Source organism: Pseudomonas sp. PvP027 (genome assembly GCF_017833005.1).
GTDB lineage: Bacteria > Pseudomonadota > Gammaproteobacteria > Pseudomonadales > Pseudomonadaceae > Aquipseudomonas > Aquipseudomonas congelans.
Genome location: NZ_JAFIBK010000001.1, coordinates 2,212,668 through 2,235,774, shown reverse-complemented (window position 1 = coordinate 2,235,774; position 23,107 = coordinate 2,212,668). Strand labels below are relative to the sequence as shown.

Here is a 23,107-nt window from a genome sequence, read left to right as displayed (position 1 = left end):
CCGAATCGGACAAATCCGATATCCGCGTTGAAGTACATCTGATACAAACTGGACACACCTGCGGGAACCATCCACCCCTGTCAAAGACCAAGATGCAAGTTGGCCGGTATCTGGCGCAGAGGTCTGCCCCGGGAATGACCGTTTCATAGACAAGGAGATACACCATGCGTCCTTCATTTGCCTTCTGTGCCTTGAGCGCTGCGTTGCTGCTCGGCGGGTGTCAGGCAGTCAATACCACGAGTGGCGACTCGGTCGGTGTGGAGCGCAAACAGTACATGTTCAGCATGCTCTCCACGGATGAAGTCAACAAAATGTACGCCCAGTCCTACCAGCAGACCGTTGGCGAGGCGACCAGCAAAGGGGTGCTGGACACCTCCAGCGCAAATGCCAAGCGGGTTCATGCAATCGCCGATCGACTGATTGCCCAGGCGCCTAAATTGCGGCCTGACTCGGCGCAGTGGCAGTGGGAAGTCAACCTGATCAAAAGTGACGAGCTGAACGCCAACTGTGGTCCTGGCGGCAAGATCATTGTCTACAGCGGTCTGATCGATACCCTCAAACTGACCGACGATGAGATCGCTGCGGTTATGGGCCACGAGATCGCCCATGCCCTGCGCGAGCACGGGCGTGAAGCGATGTCCAAGGCATACGGTGTTTCAATGGCCAAGCAGGGCGCAGGTGCCTTTCTGGGATTGGGGCAGGACAGCCTGGCGTTGGCAGATACCGTGGTCAACTACAGCCTGACGCTGCCCAACAGCCGTAGCAACGAGAACGAAGCCGATCTGCTCGGTCTGGAGCTGGCCGCACGCGCCGGTTACAACCCTAATGCGGCGATCACCCTGTGGCAGAAGATGACCCAGAACTCCGGTGGTTCGCAGCCTGAGTTCATGAGCACTCACCCGGCCTCGGAAAGTCGCATCGCTTCGTTGCAGGCTGCGATACCGAAAGTCATGCCGCTGTACCAGAAAGCCGCTAAATCCTGAGTGGATGAATCGCCGATAGCATTGCGAGTTGTCTTCGCAACGCTATCGGCCCGCATCACACCCAGCCGCTGACCTGCATGGCCTTGTAAACCGCCACCAGCGCCAGCACGAAGAATGCGCAGGCAGCCAGTCGGCGGATCAGGGTCAGCGGCAGCTTCTCGGCGGCGAAATTGCCCGCCAGTACCACCGGCACGTTGGCCAGCAGCATGCCCACCGTGGTGCCCAGAATGACCAGCCACAGATAGGAATACTGCGCCGCCAGCATCACCGTGGCGATCTGCGTCTTGTCGCCGATTTCAGCAATGAAGAACGTGATCAGCGTGGTCATGAAGGGACCGAACTTGCGTGCCGTGCTGGCTTCGTCGTCATCCATCTTGTCCGGAACCAGTGTCCACAGCGCCGTGGCGGTAAAGCTGGCGGCGAGAATCCAGTGCAGCACTGCGTCCGAGAGATAACTGCTGAACCAGGCACCTACAGCGCCGGCCGCCGCATGGTTGGCCAGGGTTGCGGCGACGATGCCGGCGATGATTGGCCATGGCTTGCGAAAGCGCGCAGCGAGAATGAGCGCGAGCAGCTGCGTCTTGTCACCGATTTCGGCGAGTGCGACCACTGCGGTAGGGATTAAGAATGATTCCAGCATCAGGTTTCCTGAGGGGCGGGCCGACACGGCTATGACACGTACGACCTCCCCGCCCCGGGTAAGGTGTTCGTGTCATAGGTCTTGTCAAACCACCGATCCGTCTGAGCGGATTCCGGGTCGCACGTACCATGGTCTGAGGACCAAGTATGTTGATACGTGCCGGACGAGCATGGCGCTCGTGGGAGACTACTCCCCTAGGACGGAGCGGATTCTGCCTCCGCGAAAACGTTTCGGCAAGTGCTTATTTCAGGGGCGTTTGGCGCTGTAGATTTTGAAACCGTTGCCCTGAGCCCTGACTTCGCACTGCCCGAAGTGCTCCTCGATCAGCGGCTGATAACGCAGGAAGTTATTCGCCACCAGGCGCAGTTCGCCGCCTGATTTAAGATGTTGGCGTGCTTTTCTCAGCAGGTTTTCCGTTGCCATGTAATCGGTATGAACGCCGACATGAAACGGCGGGTTGCTCAGAATTGTGTTCAACCCCATCGGTGCTGCGTCGATGCCGTCACCGGTCAGCACTTGGGCTTGCAGGCCATTTGCGGCAAGTGTCAGGCGCGAACTTGCGGTGGCAAAGGCATCGACATCAAGCATGATGACTTCGTTGTGAGGGTAACGACGCTTGATGACCGCCCCCAGCACTCCGGCGCCACAACCGAAGTCGAGCAGGTTGCCGCTGGGCAGCTTGTCGATGTTTTCCAGCAACAGGGCTGAACCACGGTCGAGGCGGCCATGGCTGAAAACACCAGGTAGGCTGACAACGGTGAGCGGGCCGTCCTGCAATTCGATCTGGTAGGGTCTGGCGAGGCTTTCCAGAGCCACGGCTTGCGGTGCGTGCTCGACGGTGACCTGCCACAGCTGACAGTGACGTGCGCTGTCCAGCTTGCGCACGCGACCGAACGGGCTCAGTTGCTTGGCAGCCGCTTCGATACCGCCACGTTTCTCGCCGACCAGAAACAGCTCGCGCCCGGCCAGTCGTGAGGCCAGTGCATTGAGCAGGTAGTCGGTCAGGTCACGCGCCTTGGGCAGGAACAGCACCGCGGCTTCAAAGGCGGTCTGTGGCGCTTCGACGCCGAAATCCACGCGTCCTTCAAAACGTGCGTCCAGGGCCGCCTGATCACCGGCGTGCCAGCACCATCCACGTGCGTCCGGCAGTTTTCCGAGCAGGTCATCGGCGGGCAGCCCGACCAACAACAGCGAGCCCTGAAACAGCTCGGCCTGACGGAGTAACACTTCACTGCGCGGGTCCATGGAATGGCTCCTGAAAAAGCGCGCAGTCTAACAGGATATGGTCCAGGAGGACGCGGAGCGTCCGGAACGGCATGCGACGCGGAGCGTCGCACGATAATCGAGATGATCGTTCCGCACTGATGCAGTTCTCGACGCTCTGCGTCGCATCAATGTCGGCACCTGTTGCGAGGACATCAGACAGCGTAATCTGCCGGGTCAGATATCAATTCTCCAGGAGGTCCCACATGTATTTGGCAGAATTTCTTACCGTTGCGCTTATTCACCTGCTGGCGGTTGCCAGTCCTGGTCCGGATTTCGCGGTGGTGGTGCGTGAAAGCGTGACCCATGGGCGCAAGGCTGGGACCTGGGCGGCGTTGGGCGTCGGCTCGGCGATCTTCCTGCATGTGGGCTATTCGCTGCTGGGGATCGGAATTATCGTTTCCCAGTCCATCGTGCTGTTCAACGCGCTGAAATGGGCAGCCGCTGCGTATCTGCTGTACATCGGCATCAAGGCGTTGCGCGCCAAACCGGCAGTCGCGGCAGGGGAGGCCGCCATCAAGGCCACTCCCGGCGAGCGCACGGCGCGCGGTGCCTACATCAGCGGTTTTGTCACCAATGGCCTGAATCCCAAGGCGACGCTGTTCTTCCTCTCGCTCTTCACCGTGGTGATCAATCCACACACGCCGTTATTGGTGCAGGGCGGTTACGGCGTGTACCTCGCAGTGGCGACGGCAGCGTGGTTCTGTCTGGTGGCGCGACTGTTCAGCCAGCCCCGGGTGCGCGCAGGATTCGCGCGCATGGGGCACTGGTTCGACCGGGCCATGGGCGGCGTGCTGATCGCGCTGGGCATCAAACTGGCACTGACCGAGGTCCGTTGAACGCTGAAGTCAGGACGCCTATCACCGAGCGTACGCAGCAGTCCGGACGCCCCTTGCAGACAGCGCGGGGCGTCTCGGCAAATCATCCCTTTTACTGATTTCACTGGCAGCCGGAAGCCCTAGAGTGCATATTTTCAGCACGCCTATGGACTTTGAAAAGGGCTTCATATGTTACAGACTCGCGTTCTTGCGCCCGCCGATGGCGCTTATCAGTGCCCTCTGTTGATCAAGCGCCTGCTGTTGTCGGGCGGTCGTTATGAAAAGACGCGCGAAATCATCTACCGTGATTCGGTCCGCTACACCTACGCGACCCTCAACGAACGCATCTGTCGCCTGGCCAACGTACTGACGGCGGCGGGGGTGAAAGCCGGCGACACCGTGGCAGTGATGGACTGGGACAGCCACCGTTATCTGGAATGCATGTTCGCAATCCCGATGATCGGCGCGGTCATCCACACCGTCAATGTGCGGCTTTCTCCAGAGCAGATCGCCTACACCATCAACCACGCCGATGACCGTCTGGTGCTGGTGAACAGCGAGTTCACGGCGCTGTACCAGGCCATGTCCGGACACCTGAACACTGTCGAAAAGACCCTGCTTCTGACCGACCTGCCAGACAAGACCGCCGATCTGCCTAATCTTGTGGGCGAGTACGAGACCTTGCTGGCGGCGGCCAGCCCTGAATACGTGTTCGAGGATTTCGACGAAAACTCGGTCGCCACCACGTTTTACACCACCGGCACCACAGGCAACCCCAAGGGGGTGTATTTCACCCACCGCCAACTGGTGCTGCACACCATGGGCGTGGCGACCATCATGGGTTGTATCGACAGCACCCGGCTGCTGGGCACCGATGACGTCTACATGCCGATCACGCCGATGTTTCACGTGCACGCTTGGGGCATTCCCTACGCGGCAACCATGCTCGGTCTGAAACAGGTGTATCCCGGCCGCTACGAGCCCGAGCTGCTGGTGGAGCTCTGGCGCAGGGAGAAAGTCACCTTCTCCCATTGTGTGCCGACCATTCTGCAAATGCTGCTGAACGCCAAGTCTGCCCAGGACGTCGATTTCGGCGGCTGGAAGATCATCATTGGCGGCAGCTCCCTGACTCGCAGCCTGTACCAGGCCGCCAAATCCCGTGGCATCCAGCTTACTGCCGCCTACGGCATGTCTGAAACCGGACCGCTCATATCCGTAGCGCACATCAATGAAGAGTTGAAAGCGGGCAGTGAAGACGAGCGCATCACCTACCGGATCAAGGCCGGCGTGCCGGGGATGCTGGTGGAAGCCGCCATCATCGATCAACAAGGCAACTTCCTCCCGGCCGACGGCGAAACTCAAGGGGAGCTGGTGTTGCGTGCGCCCTGGCTGACCGGAAGCTACTTTCGCGAGCCCGAAAAAGGCGCCGAGTTGTGGGCCGGCGGCTGGCTGCACACCGGCGATGTGGCGACGCTGGACGGCATGGGTTTCATCGATATTCGCGACCGTATCAAGGACGTGATCAAGACCGGTGGCGAATGGGTGTCTTCCCTGGAACTCGAAGATTTGTGCAGTCGCCATCCGGCAGTGCGCGAAGTGGCAGTGGTCGGCATCGCCGATCCGCAATGGGGTGAACGACCGTTTGCCTTGCTGGTGATCCGTGATGACCACCAGCTCGACGCCAAGGGTTTGAAGGAACACCTCAAACCCTTTGTCGAGCAAGGTCACCTCAGTAAGTGGGCCATTCCCAGCCAGATCGCGCTTGTTACCGAAATTCCCAAGACCAGCGTAGGCAAGCTGGACAAGAAACGCATGCGCCTGGACATCGTGGAGTGGCAAAGCAGCAACAGTGCCTTTCTCTCGACCCTCTGACACCTTGGGCGTGCCGTATCCGTCGGCGACGGCACGTGTCTGCGCTGCAGGTCCTGCTCTGTGACTTGCCAAATTTGCAAATTACGCCATCCTCCCCGCCACATGTTTTTTGGCGGCTTCCCGGAAACGGGCGGTCCAGAGGCGTTGGTCGTGCAAATCACACTTTAGAGGGATCTAGCGTCAGAGCGTGCTGGCTATAGTCAGCACCGGGAATGGCAAGAACGGACCTGGCGTGTGTGTTGATTCGATGACTGATTCGTTTCTGGATTTCCCCACCGCCATAACAATAAAACACAAGGAGTAGCGTCGATGACAAGCACATCCCCCTTCTGGCGTCGGGCCAGGCTGCCTCTGGCTGTCAGCCTTGCCTCTTCGCTCGCCGGCCCGGCCTTTGCCGTAACCTTCAACGTCGGCGAGATCGAAGGCAGTTTCGACTCGTCGCTGTCGGTGGGCGCGAGCTGGTCGACTGCCAATCCCAACAAGAACCTGATCGGCGCCAACAACGGCGGGCGGGGCCTGTCGCAGACGTCCGATGACGGTCACTTGAACTTCAAGCGTGGGGAGACGTTTTCGAAGATCTTCAAGGGCATTCATGATCTGGAATTGAAGTACGGCGATACCGGCGTTTTCCTGCGCGGCAAATACTGGTACGACTTCGAGCTCAAGGATGAAAACCGCGAGTTCAAGGACATCAGCGACTCGGGCCGCAAGGAGGGCGCCAAGTCGTCCGGGTTCCAGCTGCTCGACGCTTTCGTCTATCACAACTATTCGATTGCCGATCAGCCGGGCGCGGTGCGCTTCGGCAAGCAGGTCATCAGTTGGGGTGAAAGTACCTTCATTCAGGGCGGCATCAACAGCGTCAACCCGGTCGATGTCTCGGCCTTCCGGCGACCTGGTTCGGAAATCAAGGAAGGCCTGATTCCGGTCAACATGTTCTACCTGTCCCAGAGCCTGACCGACAACCTGTCTGCCGAAGGTTTCTACCAGCTGGAATGGGACCAGACGGTGGTCGACAACTGCGGCACCTTCTTCTCGCAACCCGATGTGATTGCCGATGGCTGCAACAACAACCTGGCGGTATTGCGCAGTCGCAGCGGCCTGAACAGCTCGCTGACGGCGGCCGGTTTGCCAGCTGGCGCGCGGGGTGCGGTGTTCAATTCGCTGTCGCAGCAGGGCGTAGTGTTCGGCAACCCGGATGAGGGCGCGGTGGTGCGCCGGGGCCCTGACCGCGATGCGCGTGACAGCGGTCAGTTCGGTTTCGCCTTGCGTTACAACTTCGAGCCGCTGGACACCGAGTTCGGCGCGTACATGATGAATTACCACAGCCGGGCACCGATTTTCAGCGGGCGCGGTGGGTCGGCTGCATCGTTCAGTCCGCAAGGGCTGGTCGGTTCGCTGGTTCGCAACGGCATTCCTGCCAGCACTGCCGCCGCGCTGGCCCCCAGCCTGCTGCCGGTGGTAGTGGCAGGCAACTCCAGTTACTACGTCGAATACCCCGAAGACATTCGTCTGTACGGCCTGAGCTTCTCGACTACGCTGCCCACCGGCACGGCATGGAGCGGCGAGATCAGCTACCGCCCCAACGCACCGATTCAGGTCAATACCACCGACATCCTCTATTCGGGGATTTCGCCGCTCAACCCCAACGTGTCGCTACTCAGCGGGCAGCCGAATACGGATCAAGCCGGTTATCGCCGCAAAGAAATTACCCAGATGCAGACCACGTTCACCCAGTTCTTCGATCAGGTCATGGGCGCAGAGCGTCTGACGGTGGTCGGTGAAGTGGGCTGGACTCACGTGGGCGGGCTCGAAAGCACCTCGAAAATCCGTTACGGCCGCGATCCGGTGTACGGCCCTGGGCCGCTGCCTGGCGGTCAATGCGCAACGTTGAACGCCGGCACGCTGACCGGTGCCGAGCAGAACAACCTGACCCGCTATTGCGAAGACGACGGCTTCACCACCGCCAACTCGTGGGGCTACCGCGCCCGCGCCATCTGGGATTACAACAGTGTGTTTGCCGGGGTCAACCTCAAGCCGAGCGTGGCCTGGTCGCATGACGTCAAAGGCTATTCACCCGGCCCTGGCGGCAACTTCGAAGAGGGGCGCAAGGCTGTCAGCCTGGGGCTCGATGCCGAGTACCAGAACACCTACACCGCGAACCTTTCCTACACCAACTTCTTTGATGGCAAGTACACCACGGTCGATGACCGGGACTTCGTGGCGCTGAGCTTCGGCATGAACTTCTAAGAACATGGTTTTCAGGATGACGATGAACATGAAAATAACAAAAAGTCTGTTGCAGGCCGGTGTTCTGGGTATGTCGCTGCTGGCGACGGGTGTGATGGCTGCAGTTTCCGAGTCCGAAGCGGCAAAGCTGGGCACCTCGCTGACGCCGATGGGCGCGGAAAAGTCCGGTAATGCGGCCAACACCATTCCTGCCTGGAGCCCGATGCCGAAAAACGCCGGGGCGGTGGACAGCAAGGGTTTCCTTGCCAACCCGTACGCCAGTGAAAAACCGCTGTTCATCATCACCGCAGCCAATGTCGAGCAGTACAAGGACAAGCTGGCTCCGGGTCAATACGCGATGTTCAAGCGCTACCCGGACAGCTACCGCATTCCGGTTTATCCGACCCATCGCGGTGCTACCGTGCCGGATGACGTGTTCGCCGCGATCAAAAAGAATGCCACCACCACCAAGCTGGTCGGTGGCGGCAGCGGCCTGGAAAACTTCGACACGGCCATCCCGTTCCCGATCCCGGCCAGCGGCGTCGAGGTCATCTGGAATCACATCACCCGCTACCGGGGCGGCAGCGTCAAGCGTCTGGTCACCCAGGCCACGCCACAGCCCAACGGTTCCTACAGCCTGGTGTATTTCTCCGATCAGTTCGTGTTTCGCGACAAGATGAGGGATTTCGACCCGAAAAATCCGGGCAATGTACTGTTCTACTTCAAGCAGGAAGTCACCGCCCCGGCGCGTCTGGCCGGTGGCGTGCTGCTGGTGCATGAAACCCTCGATCAAGTGAAGGAACCGCGCTCGGCGTGGCTGTACAACGCCGGTCAGCGCCGCGTGCGGCGTGCGCCGCAGGTGTCCTACGACGGGCCGGGTACCGCGTCCGACGGGCTGCGCACTTCCGATAACCTCGACATGTACAACGGTGCGCCGGATCGCTATGACTGGAAACTGATCGGCAAGCAGGAAATGTACATCGCCTCCAACAGCCACAAACTCGACGATCCGACGCTCAAGTATGCCGACATCATCAAGGCTGGCCATATCAACCAGGACCTGACCCGCTACGAACTGCGCCGCGTCTGGCACGTGACGGCCACCCTCAAGGAGGGGCAGCGTCATATCTATGCCAAGCGTGACTTCTTCATCGATGAAGACACCTGGCAGGCCGCCGTCATCGACCATTACGACGGGCGTGGTCAGCTGTGGCGCGTGGCCGAGGCGCACTCGGAAAACTACTACGACAAGCAAGTGCCGTGGTACGCGGTAGAAACGCTGTACGACCTGCAATCGGGTCGCTATGTGGCGCTGGGCATGAAGAACGAAGAGAAGAAAGCCTACGAGTTCGGCTTCACGGCCGGCACCAGCGACTTCACCCCCAACGCGCTGCGTCAGGAAGGTGTTCGTTGATACCTGACCGATACACGCTGTAGATCAGCGCCTGCACTGTGCGCCTGAAAAGCCCCTTGATCGGGGCTTTTTCAGGTGTGGGAAGCGGCCTTATAAGCTGTAGGAATTTTGTTACAGTCTTTTCGGTGATGACCTTTCAAAAGTAGCGATTTACCCGCTAGTCTCCGAACACCGCGATGCCGAAACAACGATTCCCACACGAGCCGGCCATGACTGATCTGTCCCGAATGCAAGGGTTTGCAGACGGCGCGATTCCTGCGTTGGAAGGGCGATTTTTCCGTCCACCTCTCCCTGAGGGTTATGTTCCCCGTTCGCGCCTGTGTCAGCGTCTCGATGCAGGGCTGGGCGGCCGGCTGCTGCTGGTCTGCGCCCCGGCCGGGTTCGGCAAGAGTTCGCTGGCCGTCGAGTTCTGTCAGGGGTTGCCGGACAACTGGCAAAACGTATGGCTGGGGCTGAGCGCGCGGGACAGCGACCCGGGCCGTTTTCTCGAGCGTTTGCTGGTCAGCCTTCAACAGTTCTTCCCGCACCTGGGCGCGCAGGCGATGGGCCTGCTGAAGATGCGCCAGCGCCACCAGCCGTTTGCCTTCGAGGAGTGGCTCGACAGTCTGCTCGACGAACTGGCCATGCACCTGATGCTGAGCAAGCCGCTGTTGCTGGTGCTCGATGACTATCATCTGGCCCAGGGGCCGGTACTCGATCGCTGCCTGCAATTCCTTCTCAATCATCTGCCGGCCGGGCTGGTGGTCATAGTGACCAGCCGCCAGCGCCCGGACTGGCATCTGGCACGTTTGCGTCTGACGCGGCAGTTACTGGAAATCAACGAACAGGACCTGCGCCTCACGCACGCCGAATCCATGGCAGTGCTGGACCGGCACAGCGGCTCGCTCGACAGCGAGGCGTTGCAAAGCCTGATTCAGCGCAGTGAAGGCTGGGTCGCCGGGCTGCGCTTCTGGTTGCTGGCGGCGTCCGAAGCCGGTGATGAAAGCGCCTTGCCCCAGGCACTGCGCGGCAGTGAGGTGCTGATTCGCGAGTACCTGCTTGAAGAAGTGATCGACTGCCTGCCTGCCGATGTTCAGGCGTTTCTCTACGACACCGCCTGCCTGGAACGCTTTTGCGCCGAGCTGTGCAATGCCGCGCGGGATTGTCACGACAGCGCAGAGATGCTGCGTTATCTGCAGGCGCATCAGGTCTTTCTGGTGCCGCTGGACGAGCAGGGCCACTGGTTTCGCTACCACCACCTGTTTTCCGATCTGTTGCGCGCTCGTCAGGCGACCGGTGCACCACCGACCCGCCTGCACCTCAATGCCTGCCGCTGGTTCAGCGCTCAGGGCCAACTGGACGAAGCGGTCGAGCAGGCGTTGCGCGCCGGGCACCTGGATGTAGCAGCCAATCTGGTGCAGAACCTCTCCGAAGAACAGCTGCTGGCCGAACAGAATGTCGGCATGCTGCTGCGCTGGAAGATGGATTTGCCGGATGACCTGCTGACCAGTACACCCCGCCTGATCGTGCTCTACGCCTGGGCGCTGGGGCTGGCCTGCCAGCTGGATGCCGCTGAAGAGCTGGCCAATCAACTGAGCCGGTTTCTGCCGGCGCCCTCGGCAACCGCTCAGAAATCCATGCTTGCCCAATGGCTGGCGCTCAGCGGCATCATCGCCCGCGGTCGCGGAGACAGTGAAAAGACTCAGCGCTACTGCACCGAAGCCCTGCTGAGCCTGCCGGAAAAACGCTATGGCCAGCGGCTACTGTGCCTCTCGACACTGGCCAATCTCGCGGTTGCCAACGGTGATCTATGGCGCGCCCGCGTGTTGAATCGCGATGCGCTGGAACTGGCTCAGCGGGTCGCCAATCCGCTGTTCGAGGCGCTGGCGCATTACGACCGTGCCAGAGTCCTGCAGGCACGTGGCGAAATTCTGCGCGCGCTTGAGGAGGTGCGGCAAGGGCAACAACGCCTCAAAGGTTTGTCCACCGTTCGGCTGTACGCGGTCCGCGCGCGTCTGACGCTGTATGAAGGCTACCTGCTGACCCTGCGCCTGCAGGTGGACGAGGGGCGGGCGTTATTGCTGGCCGGTCTGGCCGAGGCACGCGCCTGTCGCGACATCAGCGTGCTGATCGGTCACTGTGTGATCGCCACCCTGGAAGGTTGCTCCGGCCGGTTTGCCGAAGCCTTCGCCGAACTCGCCGAAGCCGAACGTCTGATGCACATCTGGGACGTGCCGCCGATCTACTACCTGGCGATGATTACCCTGGTCAAATGCGAGCTGTGGCTGTTACAGGGGCGCATGGACCTTGCCGAAGCCTGGCTGCTGCGCCTGACGCAGACCTACAACGGCGGTCTCGGCGCTGCGGCTCCCGAGTGCCATCCACAACTGCCGCAACACATAGAATTGCAGCGTGCCGTACTCGAGCGACTGCAGGGTGACGGCGTTGCCTGCGAGCAGCGCCTGCAGGGACTCGAACGGCACGCTCATGAGGTGGGGGCGAAACTGCTTGGACTGATCGCCATGACCCAGCAGATCGGCTTGCTGCTGAGCCAGGCGCGATGCGACGAGGCGCGGGCATTGTTGCTGCGCAGCCTGCCCGCAGCCTCCGGTGGTGCATTGATACCCTTCAAGGTGCTGCTTGCCGAGCACCCCCAGTGGCTGCATGAGCAACTTCTGCAACTGCCACCCTGCCGGGTTCGAGCTGCATTGCTGGAAAAGCTCCCGGCCTGTTGCACGCCGTCGCCCGAGCCGGCACATGGCAGTGATTGCCTCAGCGTGCGCGAACTGGGCGTGTTGCAATTGATTGCACAGGGCTGTTCCAATCAGGAAATCAGCGAGCAGCTGTTCATCTCCCTGCACACCGTCAAGACCCACGCCAGCCACATCAACAGCAAGCTGGGGGTCGAGCGCCGTACTCAAGCGGTGGCGAGGGCCAAGACACTGGGCTTGCTGGGTTGACGACGCTGGCGTTTACCGGGCCACTCAGGCCGGACTGCCCGCCCACAGCGTATCGACTTCTTCCAGTCCCCAGTCGGTGGGTTTTTCGATTCTTATGATCCCGTCCGGGTCGGAAGAGCAAGCCAGGTCGATGACTTGCGCGGCGAACGTCTTGCCGGTGCGCGCGGACATGAAAACCTTCACTTTCGGTTTCAGCAGCGACGCCTGACCTTGTTCGACCACCACGCCGAGGCGCCCGCTTTCCAGGCGTACCAGTGTGCCGATCGGGTAAATACCCACGGTCTTGACGAAGCTTTGAAAGACCACATCGTCAAAGTGCCCCTTCCACGACGCCATTTCGCGAATCGAATGGGCAACACCCCAGCCCTTTTTGTAAGGGCGGTCGGAGGTTATCGCGTCATACACATCGCACACCGCGCCCATGCGCGCAAAGATACTGATCTGGTCGCCTTTCAGGCCGTGCGGGTAGCCCGAGCCGTCGACCTTTTCATGGTGATGCAGGCAGACGTCGATAACCGACGCCGCAACGGGCTGTGTCTTCATGAGGATCTTCACGCCCAGTTCGGGGTGGGCCTTCATGAGCTCGTATTCTCCACGTGTGAGGCGACCCGGCTTGTTGAGCACCGCCGGGGCAATCAGCATTTTGCCGATATCGTGCATCAGCCCGGCCACGCCCGCCTCACGCACCTGATCGTCAGGCATGCCCATGCGTTTGGCCAGCGCAACCATCAACGCGCAGACCGCCACCGAATGCATGTAGGTGTATTCGTCGGACGTCTTCAGGCGTGACAGGCTGATCAGCGCGTGCGGATGGCGCAGAATCGAGTTGGAGATTTCCTCCACCAGCAACTGCACATTGTCGATATCCATGGCCCGGCCCATGCGCGCTTCGGTAAACATGGACATGACCGCATCTCTGGCCCGCCCGCAGATCACCGTGGCGCGCAGGATTTCCTTTTCGAGACTGGCCGGAGTTGTATCGTCGCTGGCCGATGGTGCTAAGGGCTGGGGGGCCAGGACACGGCTTTTGCCGGTTTCGATCCAGACTTCTTTGGTGCCCGATTGCTGAATGCGCTCAAGCACTTCAACGTCATCGAGTACAACTTCGACCAGGCCTATCCAGAATGGATCATTGGTCCAGCGGCGGCAGATTTTGTGGATGTACATGCCCAGGGCAAGATCGGCCACAGGTATCTTTTTCAGCATGCTCAGCCACCTGCGTGCTTAGGCATGGCAGGCGGCGGGTAAGCGCGACGAGCATCCGATGGACTGCTGGCGGGTATCAGCAGAATGCAGGCGCTATTGATCGACATGACTTCACCTCGTGGACTGCAAGGATCATCCTAATCTCAAAATGCCAGTATACGGAGCTGTCATAAAAAATCATGTCTATTTATTCCATTCCGCAAATCCGCCAGTCAGCCGGCAAAACCTTCAGGCCATTGGCGTTTCGACCGGCAGGTGATGATAGCCACGGGCGAAGTACACCAGTGCGTCTGCGCCGTCCTGACGCCTGATATCCACCACCTCGCAGAACAGAATGTCATGCGTGCCGACGCTGACCGACTGGCTCACCTTGCAGTCGAGCGACAGTCTGGCAGTGTCGAGGATCGGCGCGCCGGTCACTCCGGTTTCCCACTGGCCGCAGGCAAAGCGCTCCTGCTGTGAGCTCTTGCCGCCAAACAGGTTGGACAAGTCTTGCTGACCGTTGCCCAGCGTGTTGACGCACAATGTGCCGTTCTCGATGAAGGTGTCATACACCGACGCACTGCGGTTGATACAGACCAGCAGTGTCGGCGGTTGATCCGTCACGCTGCACACCGCGGTCGCGGTAAAGCCGGCGCGTCCGCCAGGGCCGTCGGTGGTGATGATGTTGACGGCGGCTGCAAGGCTGGACATCGCATCGCGAAACGCCAGCTGGCTGACAGCAGTGATGGGCGGAATGGCGTGAGTTGCAGTAGAGGCAGGCATGGGATGAGTCCTTTCAGGGGTGAATACTGAGAAAAGCGAGCAGGGCGCGCTGGAAGGGCAGTGGATCGGTAATGTTCGAGGCATGGCCGCCATAGTCCAGCAGCACCAGCGTTGCATTGGGCAGAGCGTTGGCCAGGTGCCGGGATTGCTGCCACGGCACCAGCATGTCGTCGCGGTTGGCAATCAGCAGGGTCGGGGTGTGGATGCGTGAAAGATCGGCCTCCACGTCGAAGGTTTCCAGCGCATGGATGCGCCGCAGCAGGTTGTCGGTGTCGGGAAAGTGCGCCAGAGCATGGGCTTCGTCGTCGGCCAGTCGCGGGCCGTTGGCGGCGATCCAGTCCGCCGGGTAGAGGAACAGCGCCTGGGCTTGCACGTAGGCCTCCGGTCCGCTGTTCAGCAGCAGTTTTTTGCGCACTGAAAAGCAGCGCGCGCTGTGCGGATTCGGACTGCTCCAGGCATTGATCAGTACCTGGCTTTGCAGCAGCTCCGGTCGCAGCAGGGCCAGTTCCAGACCCACCAGGCCGCCCAGTGCATGGCCCATGAAATGGCAGCGCTGGATATCGAGTGAATCGAGCAGGGCCAGCAACTCGATAGCCATGTGCCGGATTGAATAATCCGCCGGCAGCACCGCAGGGCTGCGTCCGCTTCCGGCATGGTCATAGACGAGTACGCGGTAGTCGCGGGTCAGCACTGCCAGGTCATCCGCCCAGTAACGGCCAGACCCGCCCAACCCGGAGCTGAGCACCAGGGTCGGTGCATCGGCATGCTGGCAGGCATGAAACTCATGGAACATGGGTTTTCTCCGGGTGGGCATCAACTGCCCACAGTCGCGATTCAGCCGATGTGGGCGATGCTGGCGATTTCGATCAGCGCCTCGGGTTTGACCAGGCCGCACTGGATGCAGTAACGGGCCGGTTTCTCGCCCGCGAAATACTCGGCATACACTTCGTTGACCTTGGCGTAGTCGGCCCAGTCACGAATCATGATCATGTTGAACGTGACATCGTCCATCGTCCCGCCCGCAGTCTCGACCACGCTTTTGATGGCTTCCAGCACGTGGCGGGTCTGCGCGGTGGCGTCGCCGACGTGTACCACGTTGTTATCCTTGTCGAACGGCAGCGTCCCCGAGACATAGAGCACGCCGTCGGCCATTGAGCCCGGTACGAACGGCGCGATGGGTTTGCTGGTGCCGGCAGGGATGATCGCTTTCTTGGTCATGCTGGTGTCCTCACGAAGGTTGCCCGACAGGGCTGAAAGTGGTGCAGAAGTCATCGACGCTGGAAACCCAGCCAAAGAAGGTTTCGATGTTGAACAGCGCGGCTTGCTGAGCGAATTCGGGGCCTGCCTGATGGGTCGCGTCAGCCAGCACCACGCCGAAATATTCCAGGTGAAAACCGTCGCGCAGGGTCGACTCGACACAGACATTGGTGGCGATGCCGGTGAACACCAGGTTGCGAATGCCGCGGCTGCGCAGCACGCTGTCGAAGCTGGAATTGAAGAAGCCGCTGTAGCGGATTTTCGGCACCACGATGTCGCCAGGCTGCGGCGTCAGTTCGTCGACCAACTGGTAGTCCCAACCACCCTTGGCGAGCAATTGCCCTTCGAGCTCCGGGCGCTTGCGCATGGTTTTCAGAGCGTTGGACTTGTGCCAGTTCGGTGAGCCGGGACCACCGGCCTCGACATAGGCCGGGTCCCAGCCATTCTGGAAAAAGATCACCGGAATACCTGCTGCACGTGCGGCGGCACAGGCCTTGTTGATATTGGCGATGACCGGCCCGGTGCTGCTGACATCGAACCCGGCGAGATCCAGATACCCGCCGAGCGATGCGTAGGCGTTCTGCATGTCGACCACCACCAGCGCGGTTTCGCCGGGTTTCATGCGCAGCGGTTCGGGACGGGCGGGTAGCTCGCGGGCGGGTTGCACGTCCGGCAGGTCAACGCCTGCGACGGTTGCTGAGGTCGTCATCAGACCACCTCCTTGAGCTGCGCAATGTGCTTGCGGCTGGTCATCAATGGCTGGATCTTCTCGCCGAAATCTTCGACCCCTTTGACGAAATCATCGAACGTGAGCATCACGCCTTGAGTCCCCGGCACACTGGCAACCTCGTCGAGCATTCTCGCCACCGTGGCCCACGACCCCACCAGCGTGCCCATGTTGATGTTTACCGCTGAGGTCGGGTCGGCCATCTGCCGCAGGTTGGAACCGGCACTTTTATCCGCCGAACCTTTTTCGCTCAGCCACGCGATGGCTTCCTCATCGGCACCGTCCTTGATGTGCTCCCAGCGAGCCCGTGCGGCTTCGTCGGTATCGTCGGCGATGATCATGAACAGCACGCAGGAGGTGACGTTGCGGCCGGTCTTTTCGTTGGCTTCGATCAGTTTCTGTGCGGTCGGCGCAAAGGCCGTGGGTGTGTTGACGCCTTTGCCGAAGCAGAAGTTGTAGTCGGCGTATTGCGCCGAGAACGCCATGCCCGCTTCACTCTGACCGGCGCAGATCAGCTTCATGTCGCCCTGTGGGCGAGGACTGACGCGGCAGTCCTGCATGCTGAAATGTTCGCCCTTGAAGTCGCTGCTGCCAGTGGCCCACAGATCGCGCAGCACCTGAGCGTATTCGGCGAGATATTCGTAGCGGGTATGGAAGAACTCGTCGCCCGGCCACAGCCCCATCTGCTCGTATTCCGGCTTCTGCCAGCCGGTGACGAGGTTGATCCCGAAGCGGCCATTGGAGATCGAGTCGATGGTCGAGGCCATGCGCGCGGCGATGGCCGGCGGGATGGTCAGGGTGGCAACGGTGGCGAACAACTGGATCCGGCTGGTGACTGCGGCCAGGCCGGCCATCAGCGTGAAAGACTCCAGGTTGTGTTCCCAGAACTGCGTCTTGCCGCCGAAGCCACGCAACTTGATCATCGACAGCGCAAAGTCGAAGCCGTAGCCCTCGGCCTTCTGCACGATCTGTTTGTTCAGCTCGAAGGTCGGCATGTATTGCGGAGCATTGCTGGAAATCAGCCAGCCGTTATTGCCGATGGGGATGAAGATACCAATGTCCATATGAGGCCTCTCTGCGTGGGTCGATGCGTGCCAAAGCGCGACTGGCGGCACTTGAATCGTCTTTCAATCGTCTCTCAATCATCTTCTGCATTAAGCGGGCCAAAAATTTTTGTTGTTTTTATTCAAAGGCTTGAAAGTTTTTATCGTTTGTTTCAGACCATTTGGTCTGAATCAGAGCACTTGGTTTGTGCAAGGCGCACGCAGATGGGGCAGCGTTGACGGCGCAGGCCATCCGTATCGACAAAACAGCTGCGCCCGTTAAGATGCCCGCTCATTTCGGCATCACTGGATGGATGTGCGTGAACAAGAAACCTCCCCTGGCTGACCCGGCGAACAAGCGCGTGCGCAAGGCCAAGCCAGAGACCGTGGTCAAGACGACCCGCGAACCCAGTGCGACGTCCCTGAAGCGGCGCATGCGCCTGATGGAAGGCAAGCGCACGCTGATTCTCGATGCGGCGCTGGAGATATTTTCCCGCTATGGCGTGCACGGCAGCAGCCTGGATCAGGTGGCGAGCCTGGCGGACGTCTCCAAGACCAACCTGCTGTATTACTTCAGCAGCAAGGACGACCTGTACCTGAATGTGCTGCGCCAGTTGCTCGAGGTATGGCTGAGCCCGCTGGTGCACTTCACCGCCGACAAGGAGCCGGTGCAGGCGATCAGCGCCTACATCAAGGCCAAGCTGGAGATGTCCCGCGATCACCCGGCCGAGTCCCGGTTGTTCTGCATGGAAGTGATGCAGGGCGCACCGCTGATTCAGGGCGAGTTGCAGCACCCGTTGCGTGACACGGTGCAGGCCAAGGTGGCGGTGATTCAGCATTGGATCGACAGCGGCCAGTTGGCCCCCGTCAACCCGCACCACCTGATTTTCACCCTGTGGGCGACCACCCAGCATTACGCCGACTTCCGCACTCAGGTCGAGGCCGTGACCGGCAAGACGCTGGATGATCCGGCGTTTTTCGAAGAGGTGCTGGCGAGCCTGCGCAGCATGGTTCTGGACGGGATCCTGCCGCGCAAGGCGTGAATGGGCTTCCCCGCACCTGACCCGCGCACTCTGCCCGCGCAGTGCGCGGGCATCCTGCACAAACCAAGTGCTCCGTTTCAGACCATTTGATCTGTTTTATTCGTCTCGATGGCGTCAGGTCGTTGTTCCATAGCGCTTTTCCTGTACTGGCATGGATGCTGCTAAAGCCTGCGTGTGCGGTCCTCATCGGCCATTACCCTCAGGAAAACGTCTATGTACAAGAAACTGTTGCCCGGGACATTGTATGCGGCCGTAGCGTTGGGAGCGGTCAGCCTTGCTCAGGCTGAAGGATTGACCCTCGAAGGGAAGCCGAAAATCGCCATGGTGTATATCAGCCCGCGCAATGATGGCGGCTGGACCCAGGCATTCGACGAAGCACGCGTGAAGCTGGAAAAGGATCTGGACACCAAGATCCAGTACGTCGAGAGCGTGCCCGAGAACGCTGCGGCCATTACGCCGGTGGTCGACCGACTTATTGCACGCGGTGCCAACATCATCGTCGGCACTGCATTCGGCTATTCCGATACTTTTCTTGCACTGGCCAAAAAATACCCGAAAGTCGCGTTTCTCAACGGCTCGGGCACCACCAATGCGCCCAACCTCGAATCGTTTTACGGGCGTACCTACGAAAGCCAGTACCTGTGCGGCATGGCCGCAGGTGCGGCCTCGAAGACCGGCAAGCTGGGCTTTGTCGCCGCCAACCCATTCGGCCAGGTCAACTGGACCATCAACGCCTATGAGCTGGGCGCCCAGCAAATCAATCCGAAGGCCATCGTCACTGTGGTTTATACCGGTGCCTGGAACGACCCGGTCAAGGAACGCGCAGCAACCATGGCGCTGATCGACAACGGGGCCGACGTGGTCGGTCAGCACGTCGACAGCCCGACACCGCAAATCGTCGCTCAGGAGCGGGGCATTCACGGCACCGGGCATCATCGCGACCTGAGCGAGTTCGCCCCCAAGGCGACGGTCTGTTCTTCGCTGTGGGTCTGGGATCGCTTCCTCGGGCCTGAGCTGAAGAAAATCATTGCCGGCAACTGGACGCCGCCGGCCAACGGCGCGCTGCTGTCGATGCAGCAGGGCGGCACCGATATCAAGCTGACTGCGGACGCGATCATTTCCGATGAAGACCGCAAGAAGATCGAGGCCGAGCGCGCCGAGTTGCTGGCCGGCAGGAAAATCATCTACAGCGGCCCGCTGGCCGATCGTGACGGCAAGGAGCGGGTAGCGGCCGGTCAGCAGCTGTCTGACCCGGACCTGTGGAAAATGGACTGGTTCGTCGAAGGCGTGAAGACTCAGCAATGAGTCAGGTCAATGCGCTGCAACTCACAGGTATCAGCAAATCGTTCGATGGCTTCAAGGCGCTGATCGATGCCGACTTCACCGCCTGTTGGGGGGAAGTGCATGCCCTGCTGGGCGAGAACGGTGCAGGCAAGTCCTCGCTGATGAACATCGCCGCCGGGCTTTACGCACCGGAAACCGGCACCCTGCTGCTGGACGACAACCCGGTCCAGCTTCAGGGGCCCAGGGACGCCAGCCGCTACCGGATCGGCATGGTTCACCAGCACTTCAAGCTGGTGAAGCCGTTCACAGTGGCGCAGAACATTCTCCTGGCGCTGCCCGAACAACCTGGCGAAGGCAGCTATCGCAAGCGTCTGCGTGCGCTGGAGCAGGAAATTGTCGGCAAGGCCGAGGCGCTGGGGTTTGCGATTGACCCGGCGCGTACCGTCGACAGTCTTTCAGTCGCCGAGCAGCAGCGCGTCGAGATCCTCAAGGTGTTGTTGGCCGGTGCGCGGATTCTGATCCTCGACGAGCCCACGGCAGTGCTGACCGATCAGGAAGCCGAGCGTCTGCTGCTGACCGTCCAGGCATTCGCCCGGCAGGGCGCGGCGGTGGTTCTGGTCACGCACAAGATGGCTGACGTCAAACGCTATGCCGACCGGGTAACCGTGATGCGTGGCGGGCGCACCGTGCAGACCCTGGACCCGCAGAAGGTGAGTGTCGAGCAACTGGTGCAGCTCACGGTAGGCGAATCGGTGCCGGTTGCCGAGCATCAACCGGCGACACCAGGTGAGGTGCGTTTGCAGGTCAAGGACTTGCGCAGTGTTGGCAGCGGCGCGCTCAACGGCGTCAACCTGACCCTGCACGCCGGGCAGATTTACGGTATCGCAGGCGTGGGCGGCAATGGTCAGGCTGAACTGGCCAATGCACTGATGGGGCTGCCGCAAGCCACCGAGGGCGAAATCCATATGACCGGGTTTGGCGATTTGCGCGGTGCGTCGGCCGATCAGCGCCGGCAGTTGCGCATCGCCTCGATCCCGGCCGACCGCTACGGCGCGGCGCTGGCCGGGTCGCTGTCGGTGGCCGAGAACTTTGCCATCGGCAACATCCACAGCGGGCAGTACGGCTCTTTCTGGCGTCTGGGCTACAAGCGTCTGAAACAGGATGCGCAGCGCGCCGTCGCGGATTTCGACGTACAGGGCGTGCGCTCTCTCGATCAGAAAGCTGCGCTGCTGTCGGGAGGCAACGCACAGAAACTGGTGATCGCCCGCGAGTTCAGCCGCGATCCGCAATTGGTGCTGGTGCACAGCCCGAGCCGGGGCCTGGATGTGCGTGCCACCCAGGCAGTGCATGCTCGTTTGCGAGCGGCACGGGATGCGGGCGCTGCGGTGCTGGTGATCAGCGAGGATCTGGACGAAGTATTGGCCCTGGCTGACCGTGTCGGCGTGATGAACGGCGGGCGCATTGTCGCCGAGTTCGCGCACCCTGCCGACCGGCAAGCCATAGGCAAAGCAATGGTGAGCCATGACTGAATCAGTGCAGCCGATGAAATCCGCACGGCAACCTTTGCTGGCGCGGCGCTACACCCTGGAGCTTCGTCAGCAGACCGGCTGGCTGTTGCAAGCGCTGATCATTGCCCTGGCGTTGCTGATCGGACTGGCGATCTGCACCGTGATTCTGATTCTTGCAGGCGTGCCTGCCGACGAGCTGCTCAACGAGTTCGTCGTGCAGACGGTGTTCGATGCGCAAAACTTCAAGGCAGTGCTGTTTCAGGCATCGCCGATGATCATGGTCGGGCTCGCCGGGTGCATGGCGTTTCGGGCGCGTTTCTGGAACCTGGGTCTGGAAGGCCAGATGATCTGGGGCGCGATTGGCGCTACGGCGATTTCGCTGTTTCAGGTGGGCCCGGAGGCTTTGCGTCTGCCGCTGATGATGGCGGCCGCGGTGGTGTGCGGGTTGTTGTGGAGCCTGGGGCCGGTGCTGTTGAAGCTCAAGTGGCAGGTCAACGAGATCATCTCGACCCTGATGCTCAATTACATTGCCGCCAATTTCCTCCTGCATCTGGTGTACGGCAGTTGGAAAGACCCGCGCGACAACTTTCCCTATTCCCCCGCGTTCCAGAGCTTCGAGCGGTTGCCCGACCTGTTTGCCGGGTATAACGCGGCGATCCCTCTGGCGCTGCTGGTCACCGGTCTGACCCTGTGGTTCGTCGGTGTTTCGCGGGCCGGGCTGTACCTGCGCTTCGTCGATGCCAACCCGAAGGTCGCCGGGGCGGTGGGCGTACCGGTGCGCAAGATGATCATCGGCACCGTTCTGCTTTCGGGTGCGCTGGCGGGGCTCGCAGGTTTTGTCGTGACGTCGGGGCAGGAAGGGCGCCTTACTCAGTCGTTCTATCAGGGCTACGGTTTTTCCGGGATTCTCATCGCCTTTCTGGCCCGCAACAATCCAGTGGCCGCAACCGTGGTCGCGCTGCTGATCGCCATGCTGTTCGTGGCCGGGCGCAACCTGCAGGTGTTCTATCAGATTCCGTTTTCGATGGTGCAACTGATCCAGGCGATCCTGGTGATCTGCGTCGCGTCGTCGGACTTTTTCATCCGCCATCGCCTGCGACGCATTCAGGCAGGAGAACGTTGATGGAGCTTATTTCGCACTGGCTGGGCAGCGCACCGGACTTTGCCGTGCCGTTCGCCCTGGCAGCGCTGGGCCTGATTCTCATCGAGCGCAGCGGTGTGCTGGCGCTGGGCGTCGAAGGACTGATGCTGGTCGGCGCACTGGCGGGCATCGGCATGCAGTTGAGCCTCGGCTCGCCTGGCCTTTCGCTGCTGGCGTCGATGGCGGCCGCGGGTCTGGTGTCGTTGCTGTTTGCGCTGATGGTGCTGGTATTACGGATCAACCAGGTGATCGCCGGGCTGGCGCTGGTGTTCTTTTGTCAGGGCTTGACCGGGCTGCTGGGCACTCTGCTGGGCTGGACCAACCGGCCGGTCAGCGGCCTGCAGGCGGTCGAGTTGTGGCCGTTGTCCGAGCTGCCTGTGGTGGGCCGGGTATTTGTGCAGAACCCGCTGGTGTACCTGACCGTGGTAATTTTCATCGCGGTGGTCTGGCTGCTTGATCGCACGCGCACCGGGCTGCGTTTGCGCGCGGTGGGCGAGAACCCGCAGGCCGCCGATGCCGCAGGCATTTCCGTGCTCGGTTATCGCCTGGCGGCGATTGTCGCCGGTTCTGCGTTGATGGGGCTGGCCGGCGGTTTCATTGCCGTGCTCAGCACCAAGATGTGGATCGCTGATATGACTGGCGGGCGCGGCTGGATCGCGGTCTCGCTGGTGATCTTTGCGCGCTGGTCGCCTTGGCGTGCGCTGGCCGGTGCCTTGCTGTTCGGCGGTATCGAGGCGCTGATTCCGCAATTGGCGGCAACGGGCGTGCGCCTGCCTCAGTATTTCGTCTTGATGACGCCCTACGCGGTCACCCTGCTGGTCATGGTCTGGGTGGCGAGCGGCAAGCGTCAATCAAGCAGCCAGCCCGGTGCGCTGGGCGAACCTTACATTCGCGAGGAGCGCCGCTGAGCGATGCGCGCAGAAGCCCGCAAGACGGGCGGTTCAGCACGGGTTAAGGAATTTTTGATAGCGGGTATGC

General features: G+C 61.0%; 19 protein-coding genes and 1 riboswitch. Of the genes, 11 read left to right on the top strand and 8 right to left on the bottom strand.

The genetic code is table 11. From position 1 onward, the window contains the following. The first annotated feature begins 164 nt into the window (after positions 1-164). Positions 165-983 carry a M48 family metallopeptidase gene (locus tag JOE33_RS09270; RefSeq protein ID WP_187625167.1) on the top strand — a complete coding sequence of 273 codons (819 nt, stop codon included), beginning with the start codon at positions 165-167 and terminating at the stop codon, positions 981-983. Between the two features lie 55 nt (positions 984-1,038). On the opposite strand, the gene JOE33_RS09265 is transcribed toward JOE33_RS09270, so the two are convergent. Together JOE33_RS09265 and JOE33_RS09260 are read right to left on the bottom strand one after the other, a co-directional pair. Further along, complete coding sequence (locus JOE33_RS09265) at positions 1,039-1,623, bottom strand: TMEM165/GDT1 family protein (protein WP_003365548.1); 585 nt, start codon at positions 1,621-1,623, stop codon at positions 1,039-1,041. 13 nt (positions 1,624-1,636) lie between these two features. Next, positions 1,637-1,830, bottom strand: a riboswitch (yybP-ykoY riboswitch). Positions 1,831-1,869: 39 nt separating this feature from the next. Beyond that, positions 1,870-2,868 (bottom strand): class I SAM-dependent methyltransferase, encoded by a 999-nt coding sequence (locus JOE33_RS09260; RefSeq protein WP_187625166.1) that lies wholly within the window; start codon positions 2,866-2,868, stop codon positions 1,870-1,872. A 224-nt stretch (positions 2,869-3,092) separates the two neighbouring features. On the opposite strand from JOE33_RS09260, the gene JOE33_RS09255 reads away from it, so the two are divergent. The 5 genes from JOE33_RS09255 to JOE33_RS09235 all read left to right on the top strand — a co-directional run bounded on the left by JOE33_RS09255 (position 3,093) and on the right by JOE33_RS09235 (position 12,155). Next, positions 3,093-3,725, top strand: a complete 633-nt coding sequence (locus tag JOE33_RS09255) for a LysE family transporter (protein ID WP_032615892.1) — start codon at positions 3,093-3,095, stop codon at positions 3,723-3,725. Positions 3,726-3,893: 168 nt separating this feature from the next. Then, a complete protein-coding gene (locus JOE33_RS09250; protein WP_187625165.1) occupies positions 3,894-5,576 on the top strand; it encodes a fatty acid--CoA ligase in 1,683 nt (560 codons plus the stop codon). 309 nt (positions 5,577-5,885) lie between these two features. Continuing rightward, a complete protein-coding gene (locus tag JOE33_RS09245; protein ID WP_004406890.1) occupies positions 5,886-7,823 on the top strand; it encodes a DUF1302 domain-containing protein in 1,938 nt (645 codons plus the stop codon). Positions 7,824-7,851: 28 nt separating this feature from the next. Next, the gene (locus tag JOE33_RS09240) at positions 7,852-9,216 is read left to right on the top strand and encodes a DUF1329 domain-containing protein (protein WP_032615946.1); all 1,365 of its coding nucleotides are present in this window, start codon (positions 7,852-7,854) and stop codon (positions 9,214-9,216) included. 209 nt (positions 9,217-9,425) lie between these two features. Beyond that, positions 9,426-12,155, top strand: coding sequence for a LuxR C-terminal-related transcriptional regulator (locus tag JOE33_RS09235; RefSeq protein WP_187625163.1), 2,730 nt, complete (start codon positions 9,426-9,428; stop codon positions 12,153-12,155). A 24-nt stretch (positions 12,156-12,179) separates the two neighbouring features. Here the strand turns inward: JOE33_RS09235 and JOE33_RS09230 are convergent, their stop codons facing one another. The 6 genes from JOE33_RS09230 to rutA form a co-directional block, all read right to left on the bottom strand. Next, the gene (locus tag JOE33_RS09230) at positions 12,180-13,361 is read right to left on the bottom strand and encodes an HD-GYP domain-containing protein (RefSeq protein ID WP_187625162.1); all 1,182 of its coding nucleotides are present in this window, start codon (positions 13,359-13,361) and stop codon (positions 12,180-12,182) included. A gap of 228 nt (positions 13,362-13,589) precedes the next feature. Beyond that, the gene (gene rutF / locus JOE33_RS09225; RefSeq protein WP_096102778.1) at positions 13,590-14,126 is read right to left on the bottom strand and encodes an NADH-dependent FMN reductase RutF; all 537 of its coding nucleotides are present in this window, start codon (positions 14,124-14,126) and stop codon (positions 13,590-13,592) included. 13 nt (positions 14,127-14,139) lie between these two features. Beyond that, the gene (rutD, locus tag JOE33_RS09220; protein WP_010437660.1) at positions 14,140-14,919 is read right to left on the bottom strand and encodes a pyrimidine utilization protein D; all 780 of its coding nucleotides are present in this window, start codon (positions 14,917-14,919) and stop codon (positions 14,140-14,142) included. 41 nt (positions 14,920-14,960) lie between these two features. After that, a complete protein-coding gene (gene rutC / locus JOE33_RS09215; RefSeq protein ID WP_003317005.1) occupies positions 14,961-15,344 on the bottom strand; it encodes a pyrimidine utilization protein C in 384 nt (127 codons plus the stop codon). A 10-nt stretch (positions 15,345-15,354) separates the two neighbouring features. Then, the gene (gene rutB, locus JOE33_RS09210) at positions 15,355-16,092 is read right to left on the bottom strand and encodes a pyrimidine utilization protein B (protein WP_010437658.1); all 738 of its coding nucleotides are present in this window, start codon (positions 16,090-16,092) and stop codon (positions 15,355-15,357) included. Then, entirely contained in the window at positions 16,092-17,174 is a 1,083-nt protein-coding gene (gene rutA / locus JOE33_RS09205) for a pyrimidine utilization protein A (protein WP_010437657.1), read from the bottom strand. Before rutA ends, rutB begins: the two co-directional genes overlap by 1 nt. Positions 17,175-17,467: 293 nt before the next feature. On the opposite strand from rutA, the gene rutR reads away from it, so the two are divergent. The 5 genes from rutR to JOE33_RS09180 all read left to right on the top strand — a co-directional run bounded on the left by rutR (position 17,468) and on the right by JOE33_RS09180 (position 23,037). Then, complete coding sequence (rutR, locus tag JOE33_RS09200; RefSeq protein WP_025991114.1) at positions 17,468-18,196, top strand: pyrimidine utilization regulatory protein R; 729 nt, start codon at positions 17,468-17,470, stop codon at positions 18,194-18,196. Between the two features lie 213 nt (positions 18,197-18,409). Continuing rightward, positions 18,410-19,501, top strand: coding sequence for a BMP family ABC transporter substrate-binding protein (locus JOE33_RS09195; RefSeq protein ID WP_187625161.1), 1,092 nt, complete (start codon positions 18,410-18,412; stop codon positions 19,499-19,501). Further along, positions 19,498-21,009 (top strand): ABC transporter ATP-binding protein, encoded by a 1,512-nt coding sequence (locus tag JOE33_RS09190; RefSeq protein WP_010437651.1) that lies wholly within the window; start codon positions 19,498-19,500, stop codon positions 21,007-21,009. The genes JOE33_RS09195 and JOE33_RS09190 overlap by 4 nt, the downstream gene beginning before the upstream one ends. Beyond that, positions 21,002-22,111 (top strand): ABC transporter permease, encoded by a 1,110-nt coding sequence (locus tag JOE33_RS09185; protein WP_032615877.1) that lies wholly within the window; start codon positions 21,002-21,004, stop codon positions 22,109-22,111. Before JOE33_RS09190 ends, JOE33_RS09185 begins: the two co-directional genes overlap by 8 nt. Further along, entirely contained in the window at positions 22,111-23,037 is a 927-nt protein-coding gene (locus JOE33_RS09180) for an ABC transporter permease (RefSeq protein WP_003316999.1), read from the top strand. The genes JOE33_RS09185 and JOE33_RS09180 overlap by 1 nt, the downstream gene beginning before the upstream one ends. The last annotated feature ends 70 nt before the right edge of the window (positions 23,038-23,107 follow it).